The 23,714-nt window shown below is 59.2% G+C and carries 24 protein-coding genes; 12 read left to right on the top strand and 12 right to left on the bottom strand.

Going from position 1 to position 23,714, the window contains the following annotated elements:
* Positions 1-102 precede the first annotated feature (102 nt).
* Positions 103-1,284, top strand: coding sequence for an MFS transporter (locus AB4N53_RS00355; protein ID WP_460125088.1), 1,182 nt, complete (start codon positions 103-105; stop codon positions 1,282-1,284).
* On the opposite strand, the gene AB4N53_RS00350 is transcribed toward AB4N53_RS00355, so the two are convergent.
* The 3 genes from AB4N53_RS00350 to AB4N53_RS00340 form a co-directional block, all read right to left on the bottom strand.
* Positions 1,232-2,161 carry a DMT family transporter gene (locus AB4N53_RS00350; protein WP_460125086.1) on the bottom strand — a complete coding sequence of 310 codons (930 nt, stop codon included), beginning with the start codon at positions 2,159-2,161 and terminating at the stop codon, positions 1,232-1,234. The two genes, AB4N53_RS00355 and AB4N53_RS00350, sit on opposite strands and share 53 nt — an antisense overlap.
* A 611-nt stretch (positions 2,162-2,772) precedes the next feature.
* Complete coding sequence (locus AB4N53_RS00345) at positions 2,773-3,165, bottom strand: DUF2177 family protein (RefSeq protein WP_460125084.1); 393 nt, start codon at positions 3,163-3,165, stop codon at positions 2,773-2,775.
* A 118-nt stretch (positions 3,166-3,283) separates the two neighbouring features.
* Positions 3,284-4,120, bottom strand: coding sequence for a CvfB family protein (locus AB4N53_RS00340; RefSeq protein WP_016771157.1), 837 nt, complete (start codon positions 4,118-4,120; stop codon positions 3,284-3,286).
* A 339-nt stretch (positions 4,121-4,459) separates the two neighbouring features.
* On the opposite strand from AB4N53_RS00340, the gene AB4N53_RS00335 reads away from it, so the two are divergent.
* The 3 genes from AB4N53_RS00335 (at position 4,460) to AB4N53_RS00325 (ending at position 6,514) form a co-directional block, all read left to right on the top strand.
* Entirely contained in the window at positions 4,460-4,648 is a 189-nt protein-coding gene (locus AB4N53_RS00335; RefSeq protein WP_016985943.1) for a hypothetical protein, read from the top strand.
* A 202-nt stretch (positions 4,649-4,850) separates the two neighbouring features.
* On the top strand, positions 4,851-5,567 hold the full coding sequence (locus tag AB4N53_RS00330) for a TorF family putative porin (RefSeq protein ID WP_460125081.1): 717 nt from the start codon (positions 4,851-4,853) through the stop codon (positions 5,565-5,567).
* A 77-nt stretch (positions 5,568-5,644) separates the two neighbouring features.
* The gene (locus AB4N53_RS00325) at positions 5,645-6,514 is read left to right on the top strand and encodes a DUF6279 family lipoprotein (RefSeq protein WP_460125079.1); all 870 of its coding nucleotides are present in this window, start codon (positions 5,645-5,647) and stop codon (positions 6,512-6,514) included.
* Positions 6,515-6,635: 121 nt separating this feature from the next.
* Here AB4N53_RS00325 and AB4N53_RS00320 read toward each other — a convergent pair whose 3' ends face one another.
* Positions 6,636-7,028, bottom strand: a complete 393-nt coding sequence (locus AB4N53_RS00320; protein WP_460125076.1) for a transcriptional regulator — start codon at positions 7,026-7,028, stop codon at positions 6,636-6,638.
* 172 nt (positions 7,029-7,200) lie between these two features.
* On the opposite strand from AB4N53_RS00320, the gene AB4N53_RS00315 reads away from it, so the two are divergent.
* Both AB4N53_RS00315 and AB4N53_RS00310 read left to right on the top strand, forming a co-directional pair.
* Positions 7,201-7,935 (top strand): DUF899 domain-containing protein, encoded by a 735-nt coding sequence (locus AB4N53_RS00315; RefSeq protein ID WP_460125073.1) that lies wholly within the window; start codon positions 7,201-7,203, stop codon positions 7,933-7,935.
* Positions 7,936-8,024: 89 nt separating this feature from the next.
* Complete coding sequence (locus tag AB4N53_RS00310) at positions 8,025-8,300, top strand: hypothetical protein (protein ID WP_024012041.1); 276 nt, start codon at positions 8,025-8,027, stop codon at positions 8,298-8,300.
* A 51-nt stretch (positions 8,301-8,351) separates the two neighbouring features.
* Here the strand turns inward: AB4N53_RS00310 and AB4N53_RS00305 are convergent, their stop codons facing one another.
* The gene (locus tag AB4N53_RS00305; protein WP_024012040.1) at positions 8,352-9,692 is read right to left on the bottom strand and encodes a DEAD/DEAH box helicase; all 1,341 of its coding nucleotides are present in this window, start codon (positions 9,690-9,692) and stop codon (positions 8,352-8,354) included.
* 191 nt (positions 9,693-9,883) lie between these two features.
* Here AB4N53_RS00305 and AB4N53_RS00300 point away from each other — a divergent pair, with 191 nt between their 5' ends.
* The gene (locus tag AB4N53_RS00300) at positions 9,884-11,182 is read left to right on the top strand and encodes a mechanosensitive ion channel family protein (protein ID WP_460125068.1); all 1,299 of its coding nucleotides are present in this window, start codon (positions 9,884-9,886) and stop codon (positions 11,180-11,182) included.
* A gap of 595 nt (positions 11,183-11,777) precedes the next feature.
* On the opposite strand, the gene AB4N53_RS00295 is transcribed toward AB4N53_RS00300, so the two are convergent.
* The 3 genes from AB4N53_RS00295 to AB4N53_RS00285 form a co-directional block, all read right to left on the bottom strand.
* On the bottom strand, positions 11,778-12,644 hold the full coding sequence (locus AB4N53_RS00295; RefSeq protein WP_460125065.1) for a carboxylate/amino acid/amine transporter: 867 nt from the start codon (positions 12,642-12,644) through the stop codon (positions 11,778-11,780).
* Positions 12,645-12,987: 343 nt separating this feature from the next.
* Positions 12,988-13,587, bottom strand: coding sequence for an FMN-dependent NADH-azoreductase (locus tag AB4N53_RS00290; RefSeq protein WP_329516067.1), 600 nt, complete (start codon positions 13,585-13,587; stop codon positions 12,988-12,990).
* 253 nt (positions 13,588-13,840) lie between these two features.
* A complete protein-coding gene (locus AB4N53_RS00285) occupies positions 13,841-14,155 on the bottom strand; it encodes a 3-phosphoglycerate kinase (protein WP_129998982.1) in 315 nt (104 codons plus the stop codon).
* Positions 14,156-14,204: 49 nt separating this feature from the next.
* Between AB4N53_RS00285 and AB4N53_RS00280 the strand changes: the two genes are divergently transcribed.
* The 4 genes from AB4N53_RS00280 to AB4N53_RS00265 all read left to right on the top strand — a co-directional run bounded on the left by AB4N53_RS00280 (position 14,205) and on the right by AB4N53_RS00265 (position 18,434).
* Entirely contained in the window at positions 14,205-15,128 is a 924-nt protein-coding gene (locus AB4N53_RS00280) for a LysR family transcriptional regulator (protein ID WP_016771199.1), read from the top strand.
* 14 nt (positions 15,129-15,142) lie between these two features.
* Positions 15,143-15,946 carry an alpha/beta fold hydrolase gene (locus tag AB4N53_RS00275; RefSeq protein WP_460125058.1) on the top strand — a complete coding sequence of 268 codons (804 nt, stop codon included), beginning with the start codon at positions 15,143-15,145 and terminating at the stop codon, positions 15,944-15,946.
* Between the two features lie 3 nt (positions 15,947-15,949).
* The gene (locus AB4N53_RS00270; protein ID WP_129998979.1) at positions 15,950-16,513 is read left to right on the top strand and encodes a peptidylprolyl isomerase; all 564 of its coding nucleotides are present in this window, start codon (positions 15,950-15,952) and stop codon (positions 16,511-16,513) included.
* An 88-nt stretch (positions 16,514-16,601) separates the two neighbouring features.
* Positions 16,602-18,434: an ABC transporter ATP-binding protein gene (locus AB4N53_RS00265; protein ID WP_460125054.1), complete on the top strand. Its 1,833-nt coding sequence runs from the start codon at positions 16,602-16,604 to the stop codon at positions 18,432-18,434.
* 124 nt (positions 18,435-18,558) lie between these two features.
* On the opposite strand, the gene AB4N53_RS00260 is transcribed toward AB4N53_RS00265, so the two are convergent.
* Positions 18,559-19,683, bottom strand: coding sequence for a GNAT family N-acetyltransferase (locus AB4N53_RS00260; RefSeq protein WP_460125051.1), 1,125 nt, complete (start codon positions 19,681-19,683; stop codon positions 18,559-18,561).
* Between the two features lie 280 nt (positions 19,684-19,963).
* On the opposite strand from AB4N53_RS00260, the gene AB4N53_RS00255 reads away from it, so the two are divergent.
* Complete coding sequence (locus tag AB4N53_RS00255; RefSeq protein WP_016771204.1) at positions 19,964-21,286, top strand: putative porin; 1,323 nt, start codon at positions 19,964-19,966, stop codon at positions 21,284-21,286.
* Positions 21,287-21,464: 178 nt separating this feature from the next.
* On the opposite strand, the gene AB4N53_RS00250 is transcribed toward AB4N53_RS00255, so the two are convergent.
* The 3 genes from AB4N53_RS00250 to AB4N53_RS00240 form a co-directional block, all read right to left on the bottom strand.
* Positions 21,465-21,704: an anti-sigma factor family protein gene (locus tag AB4N53_RS00250; protein ID WP_460125047.1), complete on the bottom strand. Its 240-nt coding sequence runs from the start codon at positions 21,702-21,704 to the stop codon at positions 21,465-21,467.
* On the bottom strand, positions 21,698-22,309 hold the full coding sequence (locus tag AB4N53_RS00245; RefSeq protein ID WP_460125042.1) for an RNA polymerase sigma factor: 612 nt from the start codon (positions 22,307-22,309) through the stop codon (positions 21,698-21,700). The genes AB4N53_RS00250 and AB4N53_RS00245 overlap by 7 nt, the downstream gene beginning before the upstream one ends.
* Positions 22,310-22,444: 135 nt before the next feature.
* Positions 22,445-23,566, bottom strand: coding sequence for a beta-ketoacyl-ACP synthase III (locus tag AB4N53_RS00240; protein WP_460125039.1), 1,122 nt, complete (start codon positions 23,564-23,566; stop codon positions 22,445-22,447).
* Positions 23,567-23,714: the final 148 nt, after the last annotated feature.

The following is a 23,714-nucleotide window of genomic DNA, read 5'->3' as shown; positions in this document are numbered from 1 at the left end:
GCTTTCTCCTGAACAGAACAAGTTACTCACTATTATTCAATTTTAAAGAAAGTCAATCGATCCTAGCCTGACGGTCATTGCTCCTTTGAAGGAAGCCCGACCATGTCGCCGCTGATACGTTTATCCGCCTGTTTCATTGCCCTGATGATGGCCATGGGCATCGGCCGCTTCGCCCTGACGCCACAGATGCCGCACCTGCTCAGCGAAGGGCAGATCGACCTCACTGCCGCCGGGTTGATCGCGGCGGCCAACTATCTCGGGTATCTGCTCGGTGCTGTGGATGCGATGTTCGCGCATCGGCCACAGCAGGTGCAGCGACGCCTGCATGGTGGGTTGTGGCTGTGCGTGCTGCTGACCCTGGCGTCGTTCTGGGCCAACGGTTTCTGGTCGCACTTGCTGTTGCGTTTTGGTACCGGCGTGGCGAGTGCGTGGGTGCTGGTGATGATCACTTCACTCAGTCAGCCGCTGGCGGCGGCCGCGGGTCGTCCGCGCTGGGGCGCTCTGGTTTTTGCCGGGCCGGGTCTGGGGATATTTCTCACAGGCTTGCTGGCGCTGGTCTCACACCGCTTGCAGCAGACATCGGCAACCCTTTGGCTGATTTACGCGGCCGCCGCGTTGCTGATGATGCTCGGCGTCTGGCGGTTGTTGCCGCAGCCTGCAGCGGCAACGAAGACGGCGATCACCCCGGCGACTTCAGCGAATCGAGGCATTGGCCGGCTGGCGCTGGTGTATGCGTTGTACGGCATCGGCTACATCATTCCGGCAACGTTCCTGTCGCAGATGGCCAATGCACAATTTCACGGCCAGTGGCAGGCGGATCTGTTCTGGCCGTGCTTTGGTCTCGGCGCGGCAATCGGTGTGTGGCTGGTGAGTCTGCGCCGACATGATCCCGAGACCACGCGGCACTGGCTGATGGCGACGCTGTGGCTGCAAGCGGCCGGGGTATTTGCCTGTCTGCTGGGCAGCGGCCTCGGCTTGGCGTTGGGGGTGATCCTCTGCGGCACGCCGTTTCTGGCCTGCATGCAACTGGTCATGCAGCGTTCGCGAGAGCTGGCGCCCCACGCCACTCAGCGCAACGCCGGGATGCTCACGGCGTGCTTCGCTGTCGGCCAGCTGAGCGGCCCGCTGCTGGCGGCGCTGAGCAGCCATTTCAGCGGCGGTTTGCAGCCGGCGCTGCTGATCGCCGGCGCGCGCCTGTTGGTGGCCGGCGCGCTGGCGATGCAGGCCAGGGCTACTGGCCCAGTGCCTTGCGCAAACGCCGACGCAGCCACTGCTCGGCGCTGACGAAAGTGATGCCGAGCAGCACCAGCACGGCGCCGATGACGAAGTTCAGGCTCAACTGTTCGTCGAGCAGCAGCACGCCGAAGGTCACGCCGAACAACGGCGTCATGAACGAGAACACCGCAAGGTTCGCCGCCAGATAACGGCGCAGCAGCCAGAACCACACCAGGTAACTGAAGAACGACACCACCAGGCCCTGGAACAGCACACTGGCCACCGCCACGGTAGTCAGGCTGACGTGGGTGATCTGGCCGCTGAACAACGCGATCAACAGCAGACCGATGAAACCGACCAGCAATTGATAAAACAGGGTCAGCGTCACCGGTGCTTCCGACAGCCGCGAGGCACGCACCACCACGGTGGTCGCGCCCCAACAAGCGCCGGCCAGCACGCCGAAGGCATCGCCCAGCAGCATGCGGCGGTCGAGGTTGTCCCACGACACACCGCCGGCGAAGGCAATCGCGATGCCGATGAACGCCAGCAGAATCCCCAGCCATTGCAACGGTCGCAAACGCTCGCTGGCGAGCAGAAAATGCACGCCGAGTGCAGTGAAGATCGGCGCGGTATAGAGGAACACCGACATGTGCGCGGCGGTGGTCAGTTGCAGTCCTTCGGCAATGAACAGGAACTCCAGACCAAACAGCGCACCGGCCAGCAAGCCGCCGCGCCAGGTGCTGCCCACCTGATCCCAACCGCCCTTCCAGCAGATCAGCAAACCGACCAGCAACGCGGAAATCCCCGAGCGTCCCGCCGCTTGCATCACCGGCGCGATGTCCGTTGCCGCCCATTTGATCAGGACTTGCTGCACCCCCCAGATCAGGCACAGGCCGATCATCACTTGCAGGGCAAAACCGTCGGCATTGCGCCGCTCGGCACTCACCGCAACACCTCGAACACACACAACATGGCAGGCCATCCAATGGTCAGAAAACAGTGTCGGGGATTATCAATCAGTCGCGCGGAAAAAGCCGTCTGGAAAAGACCTTTATTTGGTCAGTGGCGTCAGCGCTGAATGGTTGACGGCTGCGCCGTCATTCGCGGGCAAGCCCGCTCCCACAGGGGATTCGGTGAACATGTGAGAGCCAGCCTGCTCCCACAAAGGGTTCGCTGAACATGTGGGAGCCAGCCTGCTCCCACAGAGCGTTCGGTTAACATCTGGGAGCCAGCCTGCTCCCACAGAGCGTTCGGTGAACATGTGGGAGCCAGCCAGCTCCCACAGAGGGGTCGGTGAACATGTGAGAGCCAGCCTGCTCCCACAGAGGGGTCGGTGAACATGTGAGAGCCAGCCTGCTCCCACAGAGGGTTCGGTGAACATCTGGGAGCCAGCCTGCTCCCACAGAGGGTTCGGTGAACATCTGGGAGCCAGCCTGCTCACAGAGGGTTCGGTGAACATCTGGGAGCCAGCCTGCTCCCACAGAGGGTTCGGTGAACATGTGGGAGCGGGCTTGCTCGCGAAGAGGCCCGCAGTGCCAACACAACTGCAGGATCAGCTCACGCAAATCGCTTCGCCACCCAATAACCGACAGCGCAAGCAACCGCCGTAGCCACTGTCCCCCACGCCCAATCCATCAAACTCACCTGCACCGACCAGTCGCGCAAGGTCGCCCAATTGGTCAGGTCATAAGTGCCGTACGCCACCAGCCCCAACAGCCCACCCAGCTTCGCCGCCCGCTGCCAGCTCAGCGCCGGCAACACGACAAACACCACGCAGCCAATAACGTACAGGCAATAAAAAACCGCTGCGGGCAACAGCAGCGGTTTTTCCAGCATCAGCGAACCGAGCAGTTCGCGATAGGTCGGCGCCATCAGCAGCCCGAGCCAGATGCCGTCGAGCAGCAGAAACGTCAGCAGCGTTGCGACGTAAGCGATCAGCGCCTTTTTCATTTGCCTTCCCTCTATATGTAGGAGCCGCCAAAGGCTGCGATCTCTTGATCTGTTTCATACAAGATCAAGATCAAAAGATCGCAGCCTTCGGCAGCTCCTACCATGGGCCTGCGGTGAGTCAGGTTAGTTCAATGCGATCGGCGTGAATGACGATCTTGCCTTCCTTGTACAGCGAGCCGATGGCTTTCTTGAAGTTGCCCTTGCTGACGCCGAACAGGCTGCTGATCAGTGCCGGATCACTCTTGTCACTGACCGCCAGGGTGCCGTCGTTTTCGCGTAACTTGCCGAGGATCTTCGAACTCAGACTGCTGGCCGCTTCCTGGCCAACCGGTTGCAGGCTCAGGCTGATCTTGCCGTCGGCGCGCACTTCCTTGATGAAGCCTTTCTCGCGCATGCCCGAACGCATGAACTTGAAAATCTCGTTCTTGTGGATCAGGCCCCAGTGCTTGTTGTTGATGATCGCCTTGAAGCCCATGTCGGTGGCTTCGGCTACCAGCAGATCAACTTCCTGGCCCGGGCTGTAGGTGGCCGGGGTCTTGTCCAGGTAACGATCGAGGCGTGCGGTGGCGGTGATGCGGCGCGTGTGTTTGTCGAGGTAGACGTGCACCACGCAGTATTCGCCAGCGGTCATCTGGCGCTTTTCTTCCGAGTACGGCAGCAACAGATCTTTCGGCAGGCCCCAGTCGAGGAACACGCCGATGCTGTTGACTTCAACGACTTTCAGGCTGGCAAATTCGCCGACCTGAACTTTCGGTTTTTCCGTGGTGGCGAGAAGTTTGTCTTCGCTGTCCAGATAGATGAATACGTTGAGCCAGTCTTCATCTTCGCTGGGAATATCTTTGGGGATATAACGGTTGGGCAAAAGAATTTCGCCGTCGGCACCGCCGTCCAGATATAAACCGAAGTTAGTGTGTTTAACCACTTGCAAACTGTTGTAACGCCCGACTAAAGCCATTTCCAAAACCCTCAATACGTGGGCGGCATTCTACCCGTTTTTGCCGCAGACGTCGGGCGACAGATCCTCGCAGCGGAAAATCTGCTTCAACCTGTTGATTTTGCTTGATCACTGCCCGACAAGGTGCCGCTCGTCAGTCCGACCCGACGCTTCACAGCTGCGCTGATTGGCCTCATCTCAATTAAATGTTCTTATTTAAAACAGTAGGTTAGTCGCTTATTACGAGTGGCCGCCCGGCATTAATGCAGCGCTGGGCCTGGTTATTCCGGGGGATATTTACCAAGCTATTGTCAAGTTATTCCTGTACGATGCCTGGCCGAGTTACTTTTCTAAAGGTTAATGGCCGCCATGCGTGTAAAAGCATCCACCAGCAAAGCAAAGCCAGCTCCAGCCGTTGAAACCAGCGAATCGATCAACGATCAGATCGCAGCATTCCTCAAGTCCGGCGGCGAGATCCAGCAAATTGCCAAAGGCGTCAGTGGCCAGACATTCGGCCCGTCCAAGCAAATCAGCCTGGGCAAGAAGTAATACGGTTTCACCCCGTCCAGAGGCGCTTTGAGCTTCGAAGCGCCTGGACTGGCACCGCGCAATACCCCTTCTCTTTAAACAAAAATCCCCGAAAATCGACGAACGGCCATCAATGCCGAGCATTCGTCGGTATCCTTGCACGCGTCTAGATCAAGCGTTTCAGCAGGCCTTCGCCCTGCGCTCGCGGTTCATGGAGTGACGCATGCGCCCATTTCCCTGTTTATTGTTCGTCAGCCTGCTGTCAGGCACGACCGCGCACGCGCAGGTTTTTCAGGGTGAACTCGGCGACTTCGATCTCAAGCTTGGCACCACGCCCAGCCGCAGCATGGCCCAGGGACTGGTCAAGCCGGCGGCGGTCGGTTCGTTCCATGGCGGCCTCGACCTGAGCCACGACAGCGGCGTGTATTTCGGCCAGTACGCGCCGAGCATGGGCATCAGCCCGGGCAAGAACCTCGAGATCGATTCCTACGTCGGCTTCAAGCAGCCGTTCGATCAGGTGCTCGGCTATGAAGTCGGGATGATCCATTACAGCTATCCCCGGGTGGACACCCTCGACAGCCAGGAGCTGTTTGGTGGTCTGACCCTGCTCGGCAGTCGCTTCGGCATCGCCTTGAGCAACGATCCGGATAAACAGAACAACACCTTGTTTGCCGACCTCACTGGCAATCAGCCGTTCGGCATTGGCGTGAGCATGAAATACACCACGCACCTATTGAATACGCCAGTGGCGGTGGACGGCGGTTACATCAGCAGTTTCACTGATTGGTCAGTGAAACTGTCGCGGCCATTCATGGGCGTCGATCTTGATCTGATCTACAGCGACTCCAGCCTCAGCGGCAGTGATTGCTCGGCCTATTCCGGGCACAACAGTGAGTGCGACGGCCTCGTCACCCTCAAGGCCGTACGTACGTTCTATTGATCGGCTGAACTGCCGCGCGCATCCTGCATCACATAAGAATCAGATTTCCGACGCCAGGCTCTCGCAAGGATTTGCCCATGTCTCGCTGGTTCAAACAGATTGCCGCCCTGCTCATCTTTACCCTCGCCCTCGGCGCTTGCAGCCGCGTGGGCCTAGCCTACCGCAACCTCGACGTAATCATCCCGTGGTCGCTGAGCGATTACGTGGACATGAACGGCGAGCAGAAAGACTGGTTCAACGAAAGGCTCAGAGAACACCTGATCTGGCACTGCACCACGCAGTTACCGGGTTACCTCGACTGGCTGGACCGATTGCAGGCCATGGTCGAAAGCAATCAGGTCAGCGACGCCGCCCTGCAGGAGCGCACCGCCGAAGCCAAGCAGGCCATTGCCGAAACCGCCCGCGAAATCACCCCATCGGCGATCGAGCTATTGCAAGGACTGGACGATAAACAGGTCGCGGAAATGAACGATGCGTTTGCCAAGGATTTGCGCAAACGCCAGCAGGAATACGTGAAGCCCCCGCTGGCCCAGCAGATCAAGGAGCGCGGCGAGCGCATGGAAAAACGCTTGAACGATTGGCTAGGCCCGCTCAGCGACACGCAGAAGCAACGCGTCGTAGCCTGGACCAACGCCTTGGGCGACCAGAACACTCAATGGATCGCCAACCGCGCGCACTGGCAGCAACAGTTCAGCGCTGCCGTTGCGCAACGCCAAAGCGCGGAATTCCCACAACGCATCGAGACGCTTCTGGTCAACCGCGAGCGGTTGTGGACAGCGGATTACCGCAAGGCCTACGCCAACACCGAAGCCCAGGCACGCTCGTTGTTCGTTGACCTGATGGCTGAAAGCACGCCGCAACAGCGTGAGCGTTTGTTGAAGAAAATCGAGGGAGTGCGCAAGGACTTCAATGACCTGAAGTGCCTGAAGGCCGCGCAGAAACCTTGAAATCACTGGACTCCAATGTGGGAGCGAGCCTGCTCGCGAAAGCGGTGTATCAGACAGTTCAATGTCACCGACAGACCGTATTCGCGAGCAGGCTCGCTCCCACAGGGCGGAATTCGCTGATTCAGGCGATTTGAGCCTTTGAAGCGACTTCATCAAACGTCGCTTCATCCAGCGCATCTTCCTGCTCATCCAGCACCTGACGCGGATGATCGTTGCCGGGAATGCTGCTGTCGATCAGGCTCAACAGGCTCGAACCGCGTGGCGTCAGGATGAAATTATTGCCGGTGCTGCCTTCATGATCCGGCCGCGGCTCGATGAATCCGCGTTCCAGCAGAAGTTTTTCATAATCACAGGCCAGGGTTTTCAGCTGATCGAGATTATCGATCGGCTCGCCGGCGCTGGCTTTCTCGGCCGCATGATCTTCGGCATAGGCGCGGGGGGCGAAGCTGTGGCCAGCGCTGTTCTGCACTTCATGCAGCAAACGTTCAATCAAATCCCAGTTATAAGTCGTCATCCTGATCCAACCTCCGGTGCGGGTGATTTTGTGCCGCGTTCAAGGTTGTGACCGAAGCGCTGCGCAGCCGTTCAGCAGTATTTCAGGCCCCGACCGACCGGCGGCTGTCGATTACCTCGCACGATGAACGACTAGGCTGAAACAGCCGGTTCAACCCGCAGGAGACATCGTCATGAACGTTGCAAACCATCCGGTGGTATCACGCGAAGAATGGCTCGCCGCCCGCGAGCAGCATCTGGCCCACGAAAAGGCCTTCACCCGTGAACGCGATCGCCTCAGCGCCGAGCGCCGCGCCCTGCCGTGGATGAAAGTCGACAAGGACTATCATTTTCAAGGCCCGAACGGCGAGCTCAAGCTCAACGACCTGTTTGGCAACAACAGCCAGTTGATCATCTACCATTTCATGTTTGCCAAAGGCTGGGAGGAAGGCTGCCGGGGCTGCTCGTTCCTCAGCGATCACATCGACGGCGCCAACCAGCACCTGGCCCATCACGATGTTGCGGTCGTCGCCGTTTCCCACGCGCCGTTGCGCGAGTTTCAGGCATTCAAACAACGCATGGGCTGGAAATTCGACTGGGTCTCGTCAGAAGGTTGCGATTTCAATTACGACTTCGGCGTCTGCGCCCGGGCTGAGGACGTCGCGGCGGGAAAGGCTACCTACAACTACGAAAAAACCGACAGCGCCGAGGAAGAAATGCCGGGGCTGAGCGTGTTTTATCGCAACGCGGATGGCGACATATTCCACACTTACTCGACTTATGCCCGGGGCCTGGACATGCTGGTTGGCGCTTACCACTATCTGGATCTGACGTCCAAGGGCAGGAATGAAGACGAGATCATGGAATGGGTGCGACATCATGATCGGTATGACGGTGCGCCGAAGTCGGGCTGCTGCCATGCCGATTGAGCGCAACCCTGGCCCCACAGTTTCTGAACTTTTGCCACGCTTCAGCCCTCAACCGGTTAACCCGCCTTAACCGGAACTGAGGCCTGCCCATGAAAACCCTGATCAAGCTGTCTCTCGCCGCCACCCTTGTCTGCGCCCTGCCCGTCTGGGCTTGCACGCCGGAAGAGGCGACGATCAAACGCGAACAACTGGCCAAGGAAGTCTCGAAGCTCACCGAGCAGAATCCGGAAAAGGCCAAGGAGATCAACGCCGAGTTGCAGAAAATGGATCTGGGCACGGCTAGCGCGGATCTGCCGGACAAGTGCCAGTTGATCGACCAGCGTTTGAAGGAACTGGGGTCGGCGGAGAAAAAAGCCGACAGTTGAGGACGAAAAAAAACCGGACAGTGTCCGGTTTTTTTATGCGCGGTCTATAGCTTACTCAGCCGCAGGCTCGGCCGGCTTGCGGCGCTTGAGCGGGGCCATGCCGTCGCTGCTCACCAGAGAATCCGGCTTTGGACGGTTGACGCTCTTGCGCTTGGTCGGCGTCTTGGCGGCGGTTTTCTTTTTGTCGCCCTTGGCGTCGGTCTTTTTCTTCTTCACGCCCACGGCTTTACCCGAGGCCTTGACCTTTTTCGGCCCGCCGTAGGTGCCTTTGACTTCCTTGATCGTGCGTCGCTCGAAGCTTTGCTTCAGGTAGCGTTCGATGCTCGACATCAGATTCCAGTCGCCGTGGCAGATCAGCGAGATCGCCAGACCATCGTTACCGGCACGGCCGGTACGACCGATGCGGTGTACGTATTCGTCACCGCTGCGTGGCATGTCGAAGTTGATCACCAGATCCAGACCGTCGACGTCCAGACCACGGGCCGCAACGTCGGTCGCGACGAGAATTTTCACACCGCCCTGCTTCAGACGATCGATCGCCAGTTTGCGATCCTTCTGGTCTTTCTCGCCGTGCAGCACGAACGCTTTGTATTCCTGAGCCACGAGGCGGCCGTAGATGCGGTCGGCCATGGCGCGGGTGTTGGTGAAAACGATGGCCTTCTGGTAGGTCTCGTTGGCCAGCAGCCAGTTCACAATCTGCTCTTTGTGCTGATTGTGGTCGGCGGTGATGATTTGCTGGCGGGTGGTCGAGTTCAGTTGGCTGACCGCGTTGAGCTGCAAATGCTCTGGGTTGTTCAGGACCTTGGCGATCATCTCGCGCAGGCCGGAACCGCCGGTGGTGGCGGAGAACAGCATTGTCTGCTGACGGTTCGGGCACTCATCGACCAGACGCTGCACGTCCTCGGCGAAACCCATGTCGAGCATGCGGTCGGCTTCGTCGAGCACCAGCACTTCGACTTCTTTCAAGTCGAGGTTGCCGGCGTTGAGCTGCTCGATCATCCGCCCCGGGGTGCCGATGAGGATGTCCGGCACTTTGCGCAGCATTGCGGCCTGGACTTTAAAGTCTTCGCCGCCAGTGATCAGGCCTGACTTGATGAAAGTGAACTGCGAGAAGCGTTCGACTTCCTTCAACGTCTGCTGGGCCAGTTCACGGGTTGGCAGCAGGATCAGCGTCTTGATGCTGACCCGGATCTTCGCCGGGCCGATCAGGCGATTGAGGATCGGCAGGACGAAAGCGGCGGTTTTGCCGCTACCGGTTTGCGCCGTCACCCGCAGATCACGCCCCTGGAGCGCCAGCGGGATGGCCGCGGCTTGCACTGGCGTTGGCTCGACAAATTTCAGCTCGGCCACGGCTTTGAGCAGGCGTTCGTGCAGGGCGAATTGGGAAAACACGGGTGCTACCTCGAAGATATGCAAAAAAACAGCTGCATAGGTTACCGGTTTCGAGCGCTCAGGCCGAGTTTCTTTGTGCAAACGGCGACAATCAGTGGTTTTTTTGTTGCCCGATTTGTCACTCGCTGCAATACACAGCGTCTTAAATGCTCTAATCGGCCCTCGCGTCTTACAGAAGAAATGTTTCGCTTATGGATATCAAACAGCTCTGGCTCAAAGCCCAAGGCCTCTGGGGCACGCTCGAAGAGCACCCACTTCTGCAATCGGGACTGGCGCTGCTGGTACTGCTGGTCATCGCGCTGGTGCTCGGACGGGTGGCGCGTTACCTGATCCTGCACGCCAGCCGCATGCTCGGCCGCCAGCCGGCGCTGCACTGGATCAACGACTTTCGCCACAACAAGGTGTTTCAACGGCTGGCGCAGATGACGCCGTCGCTGGTCATCCAGTTCGGCCTGCACCTGGTGCCGGAGCTGAGCAAAACCGCGATGAATTTCCTCGGCAACGTCGCGCTGGCGTTCACCATCCTGTTTCTGCTGCTGGCGGTCAGCGCCCTGCTCAATGCCTTGCTCGACATCTACGCACGCACCGAGCATGCGCGCACCCGCTCGATCAAAGGCTACGTGCAGCTGACGAAAATGGTCTTGTACGTGTTCGGCGCGATCATCATCGTCGCCACCCTGATCGACCGCTCGCCGCTGTTGCTGCTGTCGGGTCTGGGTGCGATGTCGGCTGTGATCCTCTTGGTCTACAAGGACACGCTGCTGTCGTTCGTCGCCAGCGTACAGTTGACCAGCAACGACATGCTGCGGGTCGGCGACTGGATAGAGATGCCGCAAGTCGGCGCCGATGGCGACGTGGTCGACATCACGCTGCACACGGTCAAGGTGCAGAACTTTGATAAAACCATCGTCTCGATTCCGACCTGGCGGCTGATGTCCGAGTCGTTCAAGAACTGGCGCGGCATGCAGCAATCGGGCGGACGGCGAATCAAACGCAGCCTGTTCATCGATGCCAGCGGCGTGCGTTTCATCCGCGACGACGAGGAAGAAAAGCTCTCGCAGGTGCACCTGCTGACCGACTACATGGGCCGCAAGAAAGCCGAGCTCAAGGCCTGGAACGAGGCGCAAGGCAACGTCGCGGCCATGTCGGCCAACCGCCGCCGCATGACCAACATCGGCACCTTTCGCGCCTACGCACTGGCGTACCTGAAGAGTCACCCGGAGATTCAGCCGAACATGACCTGCATGGTCCGGCAGATGCAGACCACCGCGCAGGGCATTCCGCTGGAAATCTACTGCTTCACCCGCACCACGGTGTGGGCCGATTACGAGCGGATTCAGGGGGATATTTTCGATTACCTTCTGGCAGTGTTGCCGGAGTTTGGCTTGAGTCTGTATCAACAGCCGAGTGGTGGGGATTTGCGCGCCGGGTTGCTGCCGGCGGTGTTGGGCTCGGCGAGTATTCCGGAGCCGGAAAAACACCTTATGTAACCCCGCAGAATCACAAATGTGGGAGCCGGCTGGCTCGCGAAAGCGGGGTGTCAGTTATAGATGATCTGATTGACCTGACGCCTTCGTGAGCAAGCCCACTCCCACAGTTTCTGTTGCGCGCCCAAAAATTCCTGAACACCCAAAACCCCAGTGGCTTGCCCCAAAAATCTGAACATCCAAAAACCTAGTGGCTTGCCCCAAAATTCTGAACACCCAAAAACCCAGTGGCTTGCCCAAAAATTCCTGAACACTCTTTATCCAATGTGGGAGCGAGCCTGCTCGCGAAGGCGGAGTGTCAGGTATTGAAGGGCCGACTGTCCTGACGCCTTCGTGAGCAAGCCCACTCCCACAGGTTCTGTTGCGCGCCCAAAAAATTCCTGAACACCCAAAAACCCAGTGGCTTGCCCCAAAAATCTGAACACTCTTTATCCAGTGTGGGAGCGAGCCTGCTCGCGAAGGCGGAGTGTCAGGTATCGAAGGGCCGACTGTCCCGCCGCCTTCGTGGGCAAGCCCACTCCCACAGGTTCTGTGGTTCGCCCAAAAATTCCTGAACACCCGCAAGCCCGCTCCCACAAGGGGATTTGTCAGTCAGACGTTATGCGATGGCCGCGGCTTTGCGGATACCCAACCGGCTGATCCACACAGCCGCCAGGATCACACCCCCGCCAAGGAACAACCGCCCCAGTTCCTCATGCTGATTCCAGATCAGCAGATTCAACAGCAACCCCACCGGCACGTGCAGGTTATTCATCACCGCCAGCGTGCCGCCATTGACCATGCACGCGCCTTTGTTCCACCAGTACAAGCCCAACGCCGTCGAAACCAGTCCAAGGAACAGCAACACCGCCCATTGCAGAGGCGCTTCCGGGAGAAAATTCGACTTGCCGAACAGCAGAAACGCCGGCAACACCACCGCCAGTGCGCCCAGGTAGAAATAACCGAAGCGCCGGTAATGCGGCAGATCGCTCGGATGCTTGGCTACCAGATGCTTGTACAGAACTTGCCCGGCGGCGTAGGTGAAGTTGGCCAGTTGCAGCAGCAGGAAGCCCATGAAGAAGTCTGGACTGATGCTGTCGAAACGAATCACCGCCGCACCGCCGACTGCCACCAGCGCGGCAATCAGAGCCCATGGGTTGAATCGGCGGTTCAGCGCATCCTCGATCAAGGTCACATGCAGCGGCGTGAGAATGGTGAACAGCAACACCTCCGGCACCGTCAGCACGCGGAAACTCAGGTACAGGCAGACGTAAGTCACACCAAACTGCAGCGCACCGATCAGCAACATGCCACGCATGAACGCCGGCTCCACCGAACGCCAGCGCGTCAACGGAATGAACACCAATCCGGCCAGCACTACACGCACCAGCACCGCAAAGTAACTGTCGACATGCCCGGCCAGGTATTCGCCGATCAGACTGAAGGAAAACGCCTGGATCAGCGTCACAAAAAGTAGATAGCCCATGCTCGCCTCGAAATTCGAATGGCGGCGACGATAGCGGTTTTTTCCCTCACCGCGAAGGCCGGCATGACAAAACTTCCTGTGGGAGCGGGCTTGCTCGCGAAGGCTACGTGTCAGACGGCGGATACTTTTCTGACACACCGCCTTCGCGAGCAAGCCCGCTCCCACAAAGAGTTTTGCGGCGTTCAAAAAATACAGACAAAAAAAAGCCCGATCTCGCTAAAGCGTTCAATCGGGCTACAGCACTCAGGAGCAAAAGTGCAAAGGGAGGTTCGATGCGCGTGGAACCTTGAAGGGGTTGCGCCAGGTCACTAGACCATCCAGCGATTATCTGGCGATTAACCGATCAAGCGACCTGAGACAATTTGGCGTTGGCCTGATTCAGGCCCTTCTCCTGGAAGTCACCGCCCAGGTTCATGCCCTCGGCATGGATGAAGGTCACGTCGTTGATGCCGATGAAACCCATCACTTGCCGCAGGTACGGTTCCTGGTGATCCGCAGGGCCACCGGCATACACACCACCGCGAGCGGTCAGGACAAAGGCGCGCTTGCCGTTGAGCAGACCTTGCGGACCGGTTTCGGTGTACTTGAAGGTCACCCCGGCGCGCAGCACATGATCGAGCCAAGCCTTGAGCGTGCTCGGGATCGCAAAGTTGTACATCGGTGCAGCCATCACCAGCACGTCGGCGGCGAGCAGTTCATCAGTCAATTGGTTGGAACGATCCAGCGACGCCTGTTCGCTGTCGTTGCGCTGTTCGGCGGGCTTCATCCAGCCACCGAGCAAGTTGGCGTCCAGATGCGGCACCGGGTTCACAGCGAGGTCACGCACGGTGATCTGATCGGCAGGATGCGCGGCTTTCCACTGAGCGATGAAAGTCTGGGTCAGTTGACGGGAAACCGAGTCTTGCTGGCGGGCACTGCTTTCGATGATCAGAACGCGGGACATGGTGTGTAGCCTCCATCCGAGAATGTTGTAAGTCGATGGAGTGAAGGTTAAACAGAGTCGAATCGATGAAAAAGCGCAAATATCCGCTGTAATCCATCGATAAATTCGTTTATAAGCTAAACCCATATTCCCGTATGAGAGCGGGCTTGCTCGCGAAGGCGGAGTTTCAGCCACATCATCTTTGAATGACGTGCCGCCTTCGCGAGCAAGCCCGCTCCCACAATGAATCCAATGTCATTCAATGGATCCGGTGTTATTTCGGGGTGCAGGTCAGTTTGATGCGCAGCTTGATGATTTCGCGGGTGAACTTGGCCGTGGCGTTTTTATGCTTGCCGGCCGGGACATCGATGCTGCGCGTGCGCGGTGCTTCCGGGCCGTTGCTGAATACCGCACGGCAGGTCGCATCGACATCACCGTAATTGGCCACGCGGATCGAGCCGATGTCGTTGTCGGTATCGAACGTCTCGAAGTCGATCTTCATGCCGTTGAGATCCTTTTGCACATCGATCGGATAGGCAAACGCGGTCAACGGCAGCAGCGCCAGCACCACACAACAGAATTTTTTCATTCGGCAGTCTCCATGAGGGACGGCCAGCTTAGGACAAGAGGAGCTATTGATGAAAGCGCCCCGCGTGACCCTTGATCAATGGCGAACGTTGCAGGCCGTGGTCGACCACGGCGGATTCGCCCAGGCCGCCGAGGCCCTGCACCGTTCGCAATCGTCGGTGAGCTACACCGTCGCCCGCATGCAGGATCAGCTCGGCGTGCCGTTGCTGCGCATCGACGGGCGCAAGGCAGTGCTCACCGAAGCCGGCGGCGTATTGCTGCGCCGTTCGCGGCAATTGGTCAAACAGGCCAGCCAACTCGAAGACCTGGCCCATCACATGGAACAAGGCTGGGAAGCCGAAGTGCGGCTGGTGGTCGATGCGGCCTACCCGAGCGCGCGGATCGTCCGCGCCCTGACCGCATTCATGCCGCAGAGTCGCGGCTGCCGCGTGCGTCTGCGCGAGGAAGTGTTGTCGGGGGTCGAGGAAGTGCTGCTCGAAGGCGTGGCGGACTTGGCAATCACCGGCCTGAGCATTCCCGGCTACCTGGGTGCGGAGTTGAGCGATGTCGAGTTCGTCGCCGTCGCCCATCCTGATCATCCGCTTCATCGGCTCAACCGCGAGCTGAGCTTTCAGGATCTGGAAACCCAGATGCAAGTGGTGATCCGCGACTCCGGCCGCCAGCAGCCACGCGATGTCGGCTGGCTCGGCGCCGAACAGCGCTGGACCGTCGGCAGCCTCGCCACCGCCGCGACTTTTGTCAGCAGCGGCCTGGGTTTTGCCTGGCTGCCGCGGCACATGATCGACCGGGAACTCAAGGATGGTTCGCTCAAGCTGCTACCGTTGGATCGGGGTGGCAGTCGCAATTCGAGCTTCTATCTGTATTCGAACAAGGACAAACCCCTGGGCCCGGCCACACAAATCCTCATCGAGCTGTTGCGCACCTTCGACACCTTGCCGCTGGACGCACCGTTCGCCGCCCCCGAACAAGCCTGACACGGAGTTCACCGATGGCGTATTTCGAGCACGAAGGTTGCAACCTGCACTACGAGGAATATGGCCACGGTGCGCCGTTGCTGCTGGTCCACGGGCTCGGCTCGAGCACACTGGACTGGGAAATGCAGATCCCCGCGCTGGCCGCGCACTACCGGGTGATCGTCCCGGACATTCGCGGCCACGGGCGCTCGGACAAACCCCGCGAGCGCTACAGCATCGCCGCATTCAGCGCCGACCTGCTGGCCTTGATCGAACACCTGAGCCTCGGTCCGGTGCACTACGTCGGGCTGTCGATGGGCGGGATGATCGGCTTTCAGCTGGCCGTCGATCAGCCGCAAGCGCTCAAGAGCCTGACAATCGTCAACAGCGCACCACAGGTCAAATTGCGCACACGTGACGACTACTGGCAGTGGTTCAAACGCTGGAGCCTGATGCGCCTGCTCAGCCTGGAAACCATCGGCAAAGCCCTCGGCAGCAAACTTTTTCCCAAGCCGGAACAGGCCGATCTGCGACGGAAAATGGCCGAACGCTGGGCAAAAAACGACAAACGTGCTTATCTCGCCAGCTTTGATGCGATTGTCGGCTGGGGCGTTCAGGAACGACTTTCCCGGGTGTCCTGTCCAACGCTCGTCATCAGCGCCGACCGTGACTACACCCCGGTGGCGTTAAAGGAAACCTATGTAAAACTGCTACCGGATGCGCGGCTGGTGGTCATCGACGATTCGCGCCATGCCACCCCGCTCGATCAACCCGAACGCTTCAATCAAACGCTGCTGGATTTTCTCGCCACAGCCGACCTTCACTCTCAGGATCACTGACCCATGCTGAAAAAACTCGCCCTCGCCGCCGGCTCCGTACTGTTTGCCGCCAACCTGATGGCTGCCACCCCGGCCAAGGCGCCCCACGTGCTGCTGGACACCACCAACGGCCAGATCGAAATCGAACTGGACCCGGTCAAGGCGCCGATCAGCACGAAGAACTTCCTTGAATACGTCGACAGCGGCTTCTACAACAACACCATTTTCCACCGCGTGATCCCGGGCTTCATGGCTCAGGGCGGCGGCTTCACCCAGCAGATGCAACAAAAAGAAACCAAGGCGCCGATCAAGAACGAAGCCAGCAATGGCCTGCACAACGTTCGTGGCACCCTGTCGATGGCGCGCACTTCCAACCCTGATTCGGCCACCAGTCAGTTCTTCATCAACGTTGCCGACAACGCCTTCCTCGATCCGGGCCGTGACGCCGGTTACGCGGTGTTCGCCAAAGTGGTCAAGGGCATGGATGTCGTCGACATCATCGTCAACTCGCCGACCACCACCAAACAAGGCATGCAAAACGTGCCTGTCGACCCTGTGATCATCAAGTCGGCCAAGCGCATCGACTGAGTTTCGCCGGGCATATCGAGCGGCGTGAGGCTGAGCCTGCGCCGCTCGCACTGATAAAAGGAGAGCCCGGATTCCGGGCGGTTATCTGATGCTCTATCGCCGTTTCGAACAACTGATCGATATCTTCCGCGACGCCCCGACGGCGTCCCCTCCAGACCGCGTCTGGCCCTTCTATATCTATTACCTGAAGCAGGTCTGGCCGAGTTTCGCCGCCCTGCTCGTCATCGGCTTGTTTGCGTCCCTGATCGAAGTGGCGCTGTTCAGTTACCTGAGCCGCATCATCGATCTGGCGCAGGGCACACCCAACCCGAATTTCTTCAGCGACCACGCCCTTGAATTGACCTGGATGCTGGTGGTCGCCCTGGTGCTGCGACCGATCTTCTTCGCCCTGCACGACTTGCTGGTGCACCAGACATTGAGCCCCGGCATGACCAGCATGATCCGCTGGCAGAACCACAGCTACGTGCTCAAGCAGAGCCTGAACTTCTTCCAGAACGACTTCGCCGGGCGCATCGCCCAGCGCATCATGCAGACCGGCAACTCGCTGCGTGACTCTGCCGTGCAAGCAGTCGATGCGCTGTGGCACGTGGTGATCTATGCGATCAGTTCGCTGGTGCTGTTCGCCGAAGCCGACTGGCGCCTGATGATCCCGCTGCTGACCTGGATCGTCGCTTACATCGGCGCGCTGTATTACTTCGTGCCGCGCGTGAAAGAGCGCTCGGTGGAAGCCTCCGACGCGCGCTCGAAACTGATGGGACGCATCGTCGATGGCTACACCAACATCGCCACGCTGAAACTGTTTGCCCACACCAATTTCGAACAGCACTACGCCAAGGAAGCGATCGAAGAACAGACCGTCAAAGCGCAAATGGCCGGTCGCGTGGTGACCAGCATGGACGTGGCGATCACCACCATGAACGGCCTGTTGATCGTCGGTACCACCGCGCTGGCGCTGTGGTTGTGGACGCAGTCGCTGATCACCGTCGGCGCGATTGCCCTGGCCACCGGCCTGGTGATCCGCATCGTCAACATGTCCGGCTGGATCATGTGGGTGGTCACCGGGATCTTCGAAAACATCGGCATGGTTCAGGACGGTCTGCGGACGATTTCGCAACCGGTCAGCGTCACCGATCACGAGCAGGCCAAACCCCTGCAAGTGGCCCGTGGCGAAGTACGTTTCGAGCACGTGGATTTTCACTACGGCAAGAAGCGCGGGATCATCGGCGACCTCAACCTGCACATCAAACCGGGGGAAAAAATCGGTTTGATCGGCCCGTCCGGCGCCGGCAAATCAACCTTGGTCAACCTGTTGCTGCGCCTGTACGACGTCGAGGGCGGGCGCATCCTGATCGATGGACAGAACATCGCCGAAGTCGGCCAGGAAAGCCTGCGCGCGCGGATCGGCATGATCACTCAGGACACCTCGCTGCTGCACCGCTCGATCCGCGACAACTTGCTTTACGGCAAGCCCGACGCCAGCGACGCCGAACTGTGGGAGGCGGTGCACAAGGCTCGCGCCGATGAGTTCATTCCGCTGCTGTCCGACGCTGAAGGCCGCACCGGCTTCGATGCGCATGTCGGTGAGCGCGGGGTGAAACTGTCGGGTGGTCAGCGCCAGCGCATCGCGATCGCGCGGGTGCTGCTCAAGGACGCGCCGATCCTGATCATGGACGAAGCCACCTCGGCGCTGGATTCGGAAGTCGAAGCAGCGATTCAGGAAAGCCTCGAGACCTTGATGCAGGGCAAAACCGTGATCGCCATCGCCCACCGCCTCTCGACCATCGCGCGCATGGACCGCCTGGTAGTACTGGAGAACGGCAAGATCGCCGAAAGCGGCACCCACGCCGAACTGCTCGCCCATCGCGGCCTGTATGCGCGCTTGTGGGCGCACCAGACCGGAGGATTTGTCGGCATCGATTGATGCCTGGCGGTCCAGTGAAAAACCTGTGGGAGCGAGCCTGCTCGCGAATGCGGTGGATCAGCGACAAATTCGTCACTGACCCGACGCTTTCGCGAGCAGGCTCGCTCCCACAGAGGATCTGGAACTAGGTTTGGCGATAGGGCAACGCCGTTCTCGCCTCTTCGGCATACGCCAGAACCCCGGCGCGTTCCTGCTGGAGGAAATCCTTGACCGCCGCTTTCAAACCCGGATGCCGCAGGTAGTGCCAGGAATGGGTGATCACCGGTTCAAACCCGCGAATCAACTTGTGCTCGCCCTGCGCCCCGGCATCGAAACGCTGGATGCCATGGGCGATCGCGTAATCCATACCCTGATAAAAACACGTCTCGAAATGCAGCCGATCAAACTCAGCCAGGCAGCCCCAATAACGTCCATAAAAGCTGTCGCCACCGACCAGACTGAACGCCATTGCCACCGGCCGTGAGCCCTGTTTGGCCAGGACCACGCGAATCATTTCGGGCATGCGTTCAGCCAGCAGACTGAAGAACTCGCGCGTCAGGTACGGCGCCTGACGCCGCACCGCGTAGGTGTTGGCATAGCAGGCGTAAACAAAATCCCACTGTGCTTCGTCCAGCTCACGCCCCTCCAGCCACTCGAACTCAAAACCCTGCCCCGCCACCTGCTCACGTTCCTTGCGCATCTGCTTGCGCTTGCGTGAGCTGAGGGCGTCGAGGAAGTCCTGAAAGTCGCGGTACTCACGGTTCTGCCAGTGATATTGACAGCCGATACGCTGCAGCCAGCCCGGCTGCTCGGCCATCGCCGCATCGGTAAACGGATCAGTGAAATTGATGTGCGCGCTGGACAGCTCTTCGATCTGCAAATAGCCCGGAAGGCTTTTCAGCAACTCGAAACCGTCCTGCACTTTTGCCGCCAGCAAGCGCGGGCCGCTGACCGGACTGAAGGGCACGGCGGTCAACAGTTTGGGGTAGTAATCGATGCCGGCACGCGCGCAGGCATCGGCCCAGCCGTGATCGAAGACGTACTCGCCGTACGAATGCCACTTGCGATAACTGGGCAGCGCGGCGATCAGTCGATCACCTTCGATATGCAGTAAATGTTCGGGCTGCCAGCCTGAATGCGGGCCAACACTGCCACTGTCTTCCAGCGCACTGAGAAAGGCGTGGCGCAGAAACGGCTGGTTGTCCGGCACCAGCGCATCCCAAGTGGCCGGGGCGATTTCTGACAGGTCTTGCAGGCGTTGCAACGGCATTCACTGGCACTCCACAGCTTGGCGACAAAGCCCGGCGAGTATCGCTGATCGCGACCCCGTTGCACACGTTCAATCGGCCGACAGCGCTCTAGGTCGATAGTTCACGCCTGATGCGTATCGTCATCAACCTGCCATCACTGTGCCACCGCTCTGTCATAAACCATCGCGATACTGGCGCCTGTTTTTAGAGCGCCGGGTTCTAACCCGGACACAGTTTTCCGGCCTTCAGCCGGTTGTGCCCAGGATGGTTCAGCCATCCCCTTCATCTTCGGAGATTGCTATGCGTCTTGCTTCCACGAAAACTGCAGCGGCCCTGTGCGGCGGCTTGTTGCTGGCCATGAGCGTTCCGGCCAGTGCTGCAGTCGACGCCAAACTGCTCGACATGCTCAAGGCCAACGGGTCGATTTCCCAGGCGCAGTACATCGAGCTGCAAACAGAACTGGCCAAGGATCAGAAGGCTCAGCAAATCGCCCAACAGGCGCAGCAGGAAACCAACGAACAAGTAGCGGCGGTCGCCAAGAAGACCAACGAACAGAGCCTGTTTGACCAGAAACTGGCGTGGGCGGCCAAGACCCAGTTCAAGGGCGACGTACGTATCCGTCAGGAAACCATCAAGATCGACGGCGAGCCGAACAATGGCGGTCGCGACAAGGACCGCCAGCGCATCCGTGCGCGTCTGGGCGCCTACACCGAGATCAACCCGCAAGTCGACACAGGCATCCGTATCGCCACTGGCGGCGGTGACGACGCGCGCTCGACCAACCAGGATCAGGACAACTACTTCGACAAGAAGCAGATCTGGCTCGACCTCGGCTACATCGACTACCACCCGGATCAGATCAAGAACCTGCACGTGATCGGCGGCAAGATGCTGCAACCGTGGGTGAGCATGGGTGACGTGATCTGGGACAGCGACATCAACCCGGAAGGTCTGGCCGTTACCTACAAATACCCACTGGGCGGCAGCGCCGAGCTGTTCGGCAGCCTGGGTAACTACAACCTCAAGGACAACGTTGACGGCGACGGCGTGCAATTCCGTCACGACCTGCGCCTGACCGCTGGCCAGCTGGGCAGCCGTTTCAACATCACTGACAACCTGAAGATGACCGTCGGCGGCAGCGTCTACGCCTACCAGAACGACGATGACAGCCGCTGCACCGGCACCTCGACGCCGTGCGCGCTGGCAGTCAACGGCAACTCGGCCGACAACGAATTCCGTCTGTATGAAGGGTTCAGCCAGATCGACATCGGCGGCCTGCCAATGCCGCTGTCGTTCTACGGTCAGTACGTGAAGAACAACGATGCCGTGACCGATCAGGACACCGCATGGTTGCTCGGCGCGAAGTCGAAAGTCTTCGGCTTCAACCTCGACTACAACTATCGCGACGTGCAGCGCAATGCCGTGGTCGGCGCGTTCACCGACTCCGACTTCGCCAACGGCACCACCGGTTCGCGCGGGCACAAGTTCAAGGTCGGTTACGACATCGACAAGAACTTCGCCGTCGGCGCCACGTACTTCCTGACCAAGGCCGACTTCGCCAGCCGCAGCCAACGCGATGCAGATGCCAACACCCTGCAGCTGGATGCTGAAGCGAAGTTCTAAGAAAAACAGCTACAAGCTGCAAGCTGCAAGCCAAGAGCTGCGAGTGAATGCCTTTACTTGCAGCTTGAGGCTTGAAGCTTGAAGCTGCACCTGTAGGAGCTGCCGAAGGCTGCGATCTTTTGATCTTGATCCTGAAAACAAGATCAAAAGATCGCAGCCTCGTTTCACTCGACAGCTCCTACGGTGAATTATCTTTTCGTCGTTGGTCGGCCAAGCGTTCAGCCAGCGCATCGACATTCTCGTCCGGTTGTTCCGGCAGCGCCTTGAGTGTCGCCTGCATCACGCGCATCTGTCGCATGAAGCGTCGGCAGTTGGGGCAGAACAACAGGTGATGACGCACCATCAGCGTCTCGCGAAAGCTCAGTTGGCCGTCGAGATAATCGCTGGATCGTGCCACTTGCTCCTTGCAGGTCAACATTCTCCTGTCTCCTCAAAATGTTCCACGGTCGCAAAGACCTTCAAGCGTGCCCTGTGCAGCAGCACGCGGACATTGGAGAGCGAAATCTCCAGAAGATTACAGATCTCTTCCAGCTCCAGGCCCTGGCGTTCGCGCAACAGCAACACACTGCTCTGCAACTCGGAAAGACTCAGCAACGTATGTTCGAGACATTCGCGCAGTTCGTCTTCGGTGAGCAGCGCTTCGGGGGTGTCCTGATGCCAGGCGAATGGCGCGACCAGCCAATGACCATCGCTGGATGAGAATCGATCGTCATCGATGGTGCCGTGGGGCGATGGCAGGTCATCGAGCAAAACTTCCCGACGATTGAGTTTGTAGCGACTTTTGGCCGAGTTGGCGGTAATGGTCAGCAACCAGGTCTTGAGGCTGGAGCGGCCTTCGAAGCTGGCCAGATGGCGGACCACCGACAGCCAGGCATCCTGCACCACTTCTTCGACATGACGCTGGCCGACAATCGCATAAGCCACAGCGCGCATGGCGCTCTGATACGTGGTGACCAATTCCTTGAAAGCCTTTTGCTCCCCCGCCAGCAGGCGCGTGAGCAGTTGGGTGTCGTCAGCCGCCATCCATCAATCCCCTTGTCCGGACTTCGAAAATGAACGCGGCAGGTGTCCACCTGCCGCGACGTCCGAAAAATTACAGCGTTTCACTCGCTTCGAATGTAGGAAAGATCGACGCGATTAAGGGGAAATTAACCTGTTTTAGCGTTTGCGCAGCAACACGCTACCAATCGAGTAACCGGCGCCGAACGAACTGAGCACCGCCAGCGAACCCGAGGCCAGATCATCCTGGTATTTGTGGAAGGCGATGACAGAACCGGCCGAGCTGGTGTTGGCGTAGCTGTCGAGAATCACCGGCGCTTCTTCTTCGGTGGCTTCACGGCCGAGCAGCTTGCGCACGATCAGGTGGTTCATGCTCAGGTTGGCCTGATGCAGCCAGAAGCGCTTCACGTCGCCAACGTTGAGCTGGTTCTCTTCAAGATGCTCGCCAATCAGTTCGGCGACCATCGGGCAGACATCCTTGAACACCTTGCGGCCTTCCTGCACGAACAGCTTGTCGCGGGCGCCGATGCCCTGTTCTGCCGCACGGTTGAGGAAGCCGAAGTTGTTGCGGATGTTGTTGGAGAACTTGGTCAGCAGTTTGGTGCTGACCACGTCGAACTGGTACTCAGAGGTCGCCAGATCCGCGCGTTCGATGATCACCGCAGTCGCGGCATCACCGAATATGAAGTGGCTGTCGCGATCACGGAAGTTCAGGTGCCCGGTGCAGACTTCCGGGTTGACCATCAGGATCGCCCGCGCCTGGCCCAGTTGCACGCTATTGGCGGCGGCCTGAATGCCGAAGGTGGCGGAAGAACACGCCACGTTCATGTCGAAACCGAAACCTTCGATGCCGAGCGCTTCCTGGACTTCGATGGCGATGGCCGGGTAGGCACGTTGCAGATTGGAACAGGCAACGATCACACCGTCGATGTCGGCTGCGGTTTTGCCGGCTCGTTGCAGGGCTTGTTCGGCAGCGCCAACGGCCATCTGGCAGAGCACCGACCATTCATCGTTGGAACGCTCGGGCAGGCGCGGGGCCATGCGTTTCGGATCGAGGATGCCGTCCTTGTCCATGACAAAACGGCTCTTGATGCCCGAGGCTTTTTCGATAAACGCAGCGCTGGATTCGGTCAGGGCCTGGACTTCACCGCTGGCAATGGCCTCGGCGTTATCGGCGTTGAACTGGGCGACGTAGGTATTGAAAGACTGCACCAGCTCTTCGTTGGAGATGCTGTTGGCCGGTGTGTACAGGCCGGTGCCGCTGATGACGACGTTATGCATGGTCGTTTCTCTAATCTGTTCAGGCAGAAAGTGCTGGAACCGTCGTACCAACACGCAAAGGGTCTATTCCCATCCGGGGGACGCAAACCTGGCATCGTTTTATTCCGCAGCGCGACACGGCCGAAGGCTCTGGGTCGCGAAACGGCGG

It is taken from the genome of Pseudomonas sp. H3_E04, from assembly GCF_054668915.1.
This window is presented reverse-complemented; position numbering and strand designations above follow the sequence as displayed.

What these genes read in the sequence shown, in the direction of transcription:
- AB4N53_RS00355 (WP_460125088.1), top strand. Translation starts at nt 103, where the DNA reads ATGTCGCCGCTGATACGTTTATCCGCCTGTTTCATTGCCCTGATGATG.
- AB4N53_RS00345 (WP_460125084.1), bottom strand. Translation starts at nt 3,165, where the DNA reads ATGAAAAAGGCGCTGATCGCTTACGTCGCAACGCTGCTGACGTTTCTG.
- AB4N53_RS00340 (WP_016771157.1), bottom strand. Translation starts at nt 4,120, where the DNA reads ATGGCTTTAGTCGGGCGTTACAACAGTTTGCAAGTGGTTAAACACACT.
- AB4N53_RS00335 (WP_016985943.1), top strand. Translation starts at nt 4,460, where the DNA reads ATGGCCGCCATGCGTGTAAAAGCATCCACCAGCAAAGCAAAGCCAGCT.
- AB4N53_RS00330 (WP_460125081.1), top strand. Translation starts at nt 4,851, where the DNA reads ATGCGCCCATTTCCCTGTTTATTGTTCGTCAGCCTGCTGTCAGGCACG.
- AB4N53_RS00325 (WP_460125079.1), top strand. Translation starts at nt 5,645, where the DNA reads ATGTCTCGCTGGTTCAAACAGATTGCCGCCCTGCTCATCTTTACCCTC.
- AB4N53_RS00320 (WP_460125076.1), bottom strand. Translation starts at nt 7,028, where the DNA reads ATGACGACTTATAACTGGGATTTGATTGAACGTTTGCTGCATGAAGTG.
- AB4N53_RS00315 (WP_460125073.1), top strand. Translation starts at nt 7,201, where the DNA reads ATGAACGTTGCAAACCATCCGGTGGTATCACGCGAAGAATGGCTCGCC.
- AB4N53_RS00310 (WP_024012041.1), top strand. Translation starts at nt 8,025, where the DNA reads ATGAAAACCCTGATCAAGCTGTCTCTCGCCGCCACCCTTGTCTGCGCC.
- AB4N53_RS00300 (WP_460125068.1), top strand. Translation starts at nt 9,884, where the DNA reads ATGGATATCAAACAGCTCTGGCTCAAAGCCCAAGGCCTCTGGGGCACG.
- AB4N53_RS00295 (WP_460125065.1), bottom strand. Translation starts at nt 12,644, where the DNA reads ATGGGCTATCTACTTTTTGTGACGCTGATCCAGGCGTTTTCCTTCAGT.
- AB4N53_RS00290 (WP_329516067.1), bottom strand. Translation starts at nt 13,587, where the DNA reads ATGTCCCGCGTTCTGATCATCGAAAGCAGTGCCCGCCAGCAAGACTCG.
- AB4N53_RS00285 (WP_129998982.1), bottom strand. Translation starts at nt 14,155, where the DNA reads ATGAAAAAATTCTGTTGTGTGGTGCTGGCGCTGCTGCCGTTGACCGCG.
- AB4N53_RS00280 (WP_016771199.1), top strand. Translation starts at nt 14,205, where the DNA reads ATGAAAGCGCCCCGCGTGACCCTTGATCAATGGCGAACGTTGCAGGCC.
- AB4N53_RS00275 (WP_460125058.1), top strand. Translation starts at nt 15,143, where the DNA reads ATGGCGTATTTCGAGCACGAAGGTTGCAACCTGCACTACGAGGAATAT.
- AB4N53_RS00270 (WP_129998979.1), top strand. Translation starts at nt 15,950, where the DNA reads ATGCTGAAAAAACTCGCCCTCGCCGCCGGCTCCGTACTGTTTGCCGCC.
- AB4N53_RS00265 (WP_460125054.1), top strand. Translation starts at nt 16,602, where the DNA reads ATGCTCTATCGCCGTTTCGAACAACTGATCGATATCTTCCGCGACGCC.
- AB4N53_RS00260 (WP_460125051.1), bottom strand. Translation starts at nt 19,683, where the DNA reads ATGCCGTTGCAACGCCTGCAAGACCTGTCAGAAATCGCCCCGGCCACT.
- AB4N53_RS00255 (WP_016771204.1), top strand. Translation starts at nt 19,964, where the DNA reads ATGCGTCTTGCTTCCACGAAAACTGCAGCGGCCCTGTGCGGCGGCTTG.
- AB4N53_RS00250 (WP_460125047.1), bottom strand. Translation starts at nt 21,704, where the DNA reads ATGTTGACCTGCAAGGAGCAAGTGGCACGATCCAGCGATTATCTCGAC.
- AB4N53_RS00245 (WP_460125042.1), bottom strand. Translation starts at nt 22,309, where the DNA reads ATGGCGGCTGACGACACCCAACTGCTCACGCGCCTGCTGGCGGGGGAG.
- AB4N53_RS00240 (WP_460125039.1), bottom strand. Translation starts at nt 23,566, where the DNA reads ATGCATAACGTCGTCATCAGCGGCACCGGCCTGTACACACCGGCCAAC.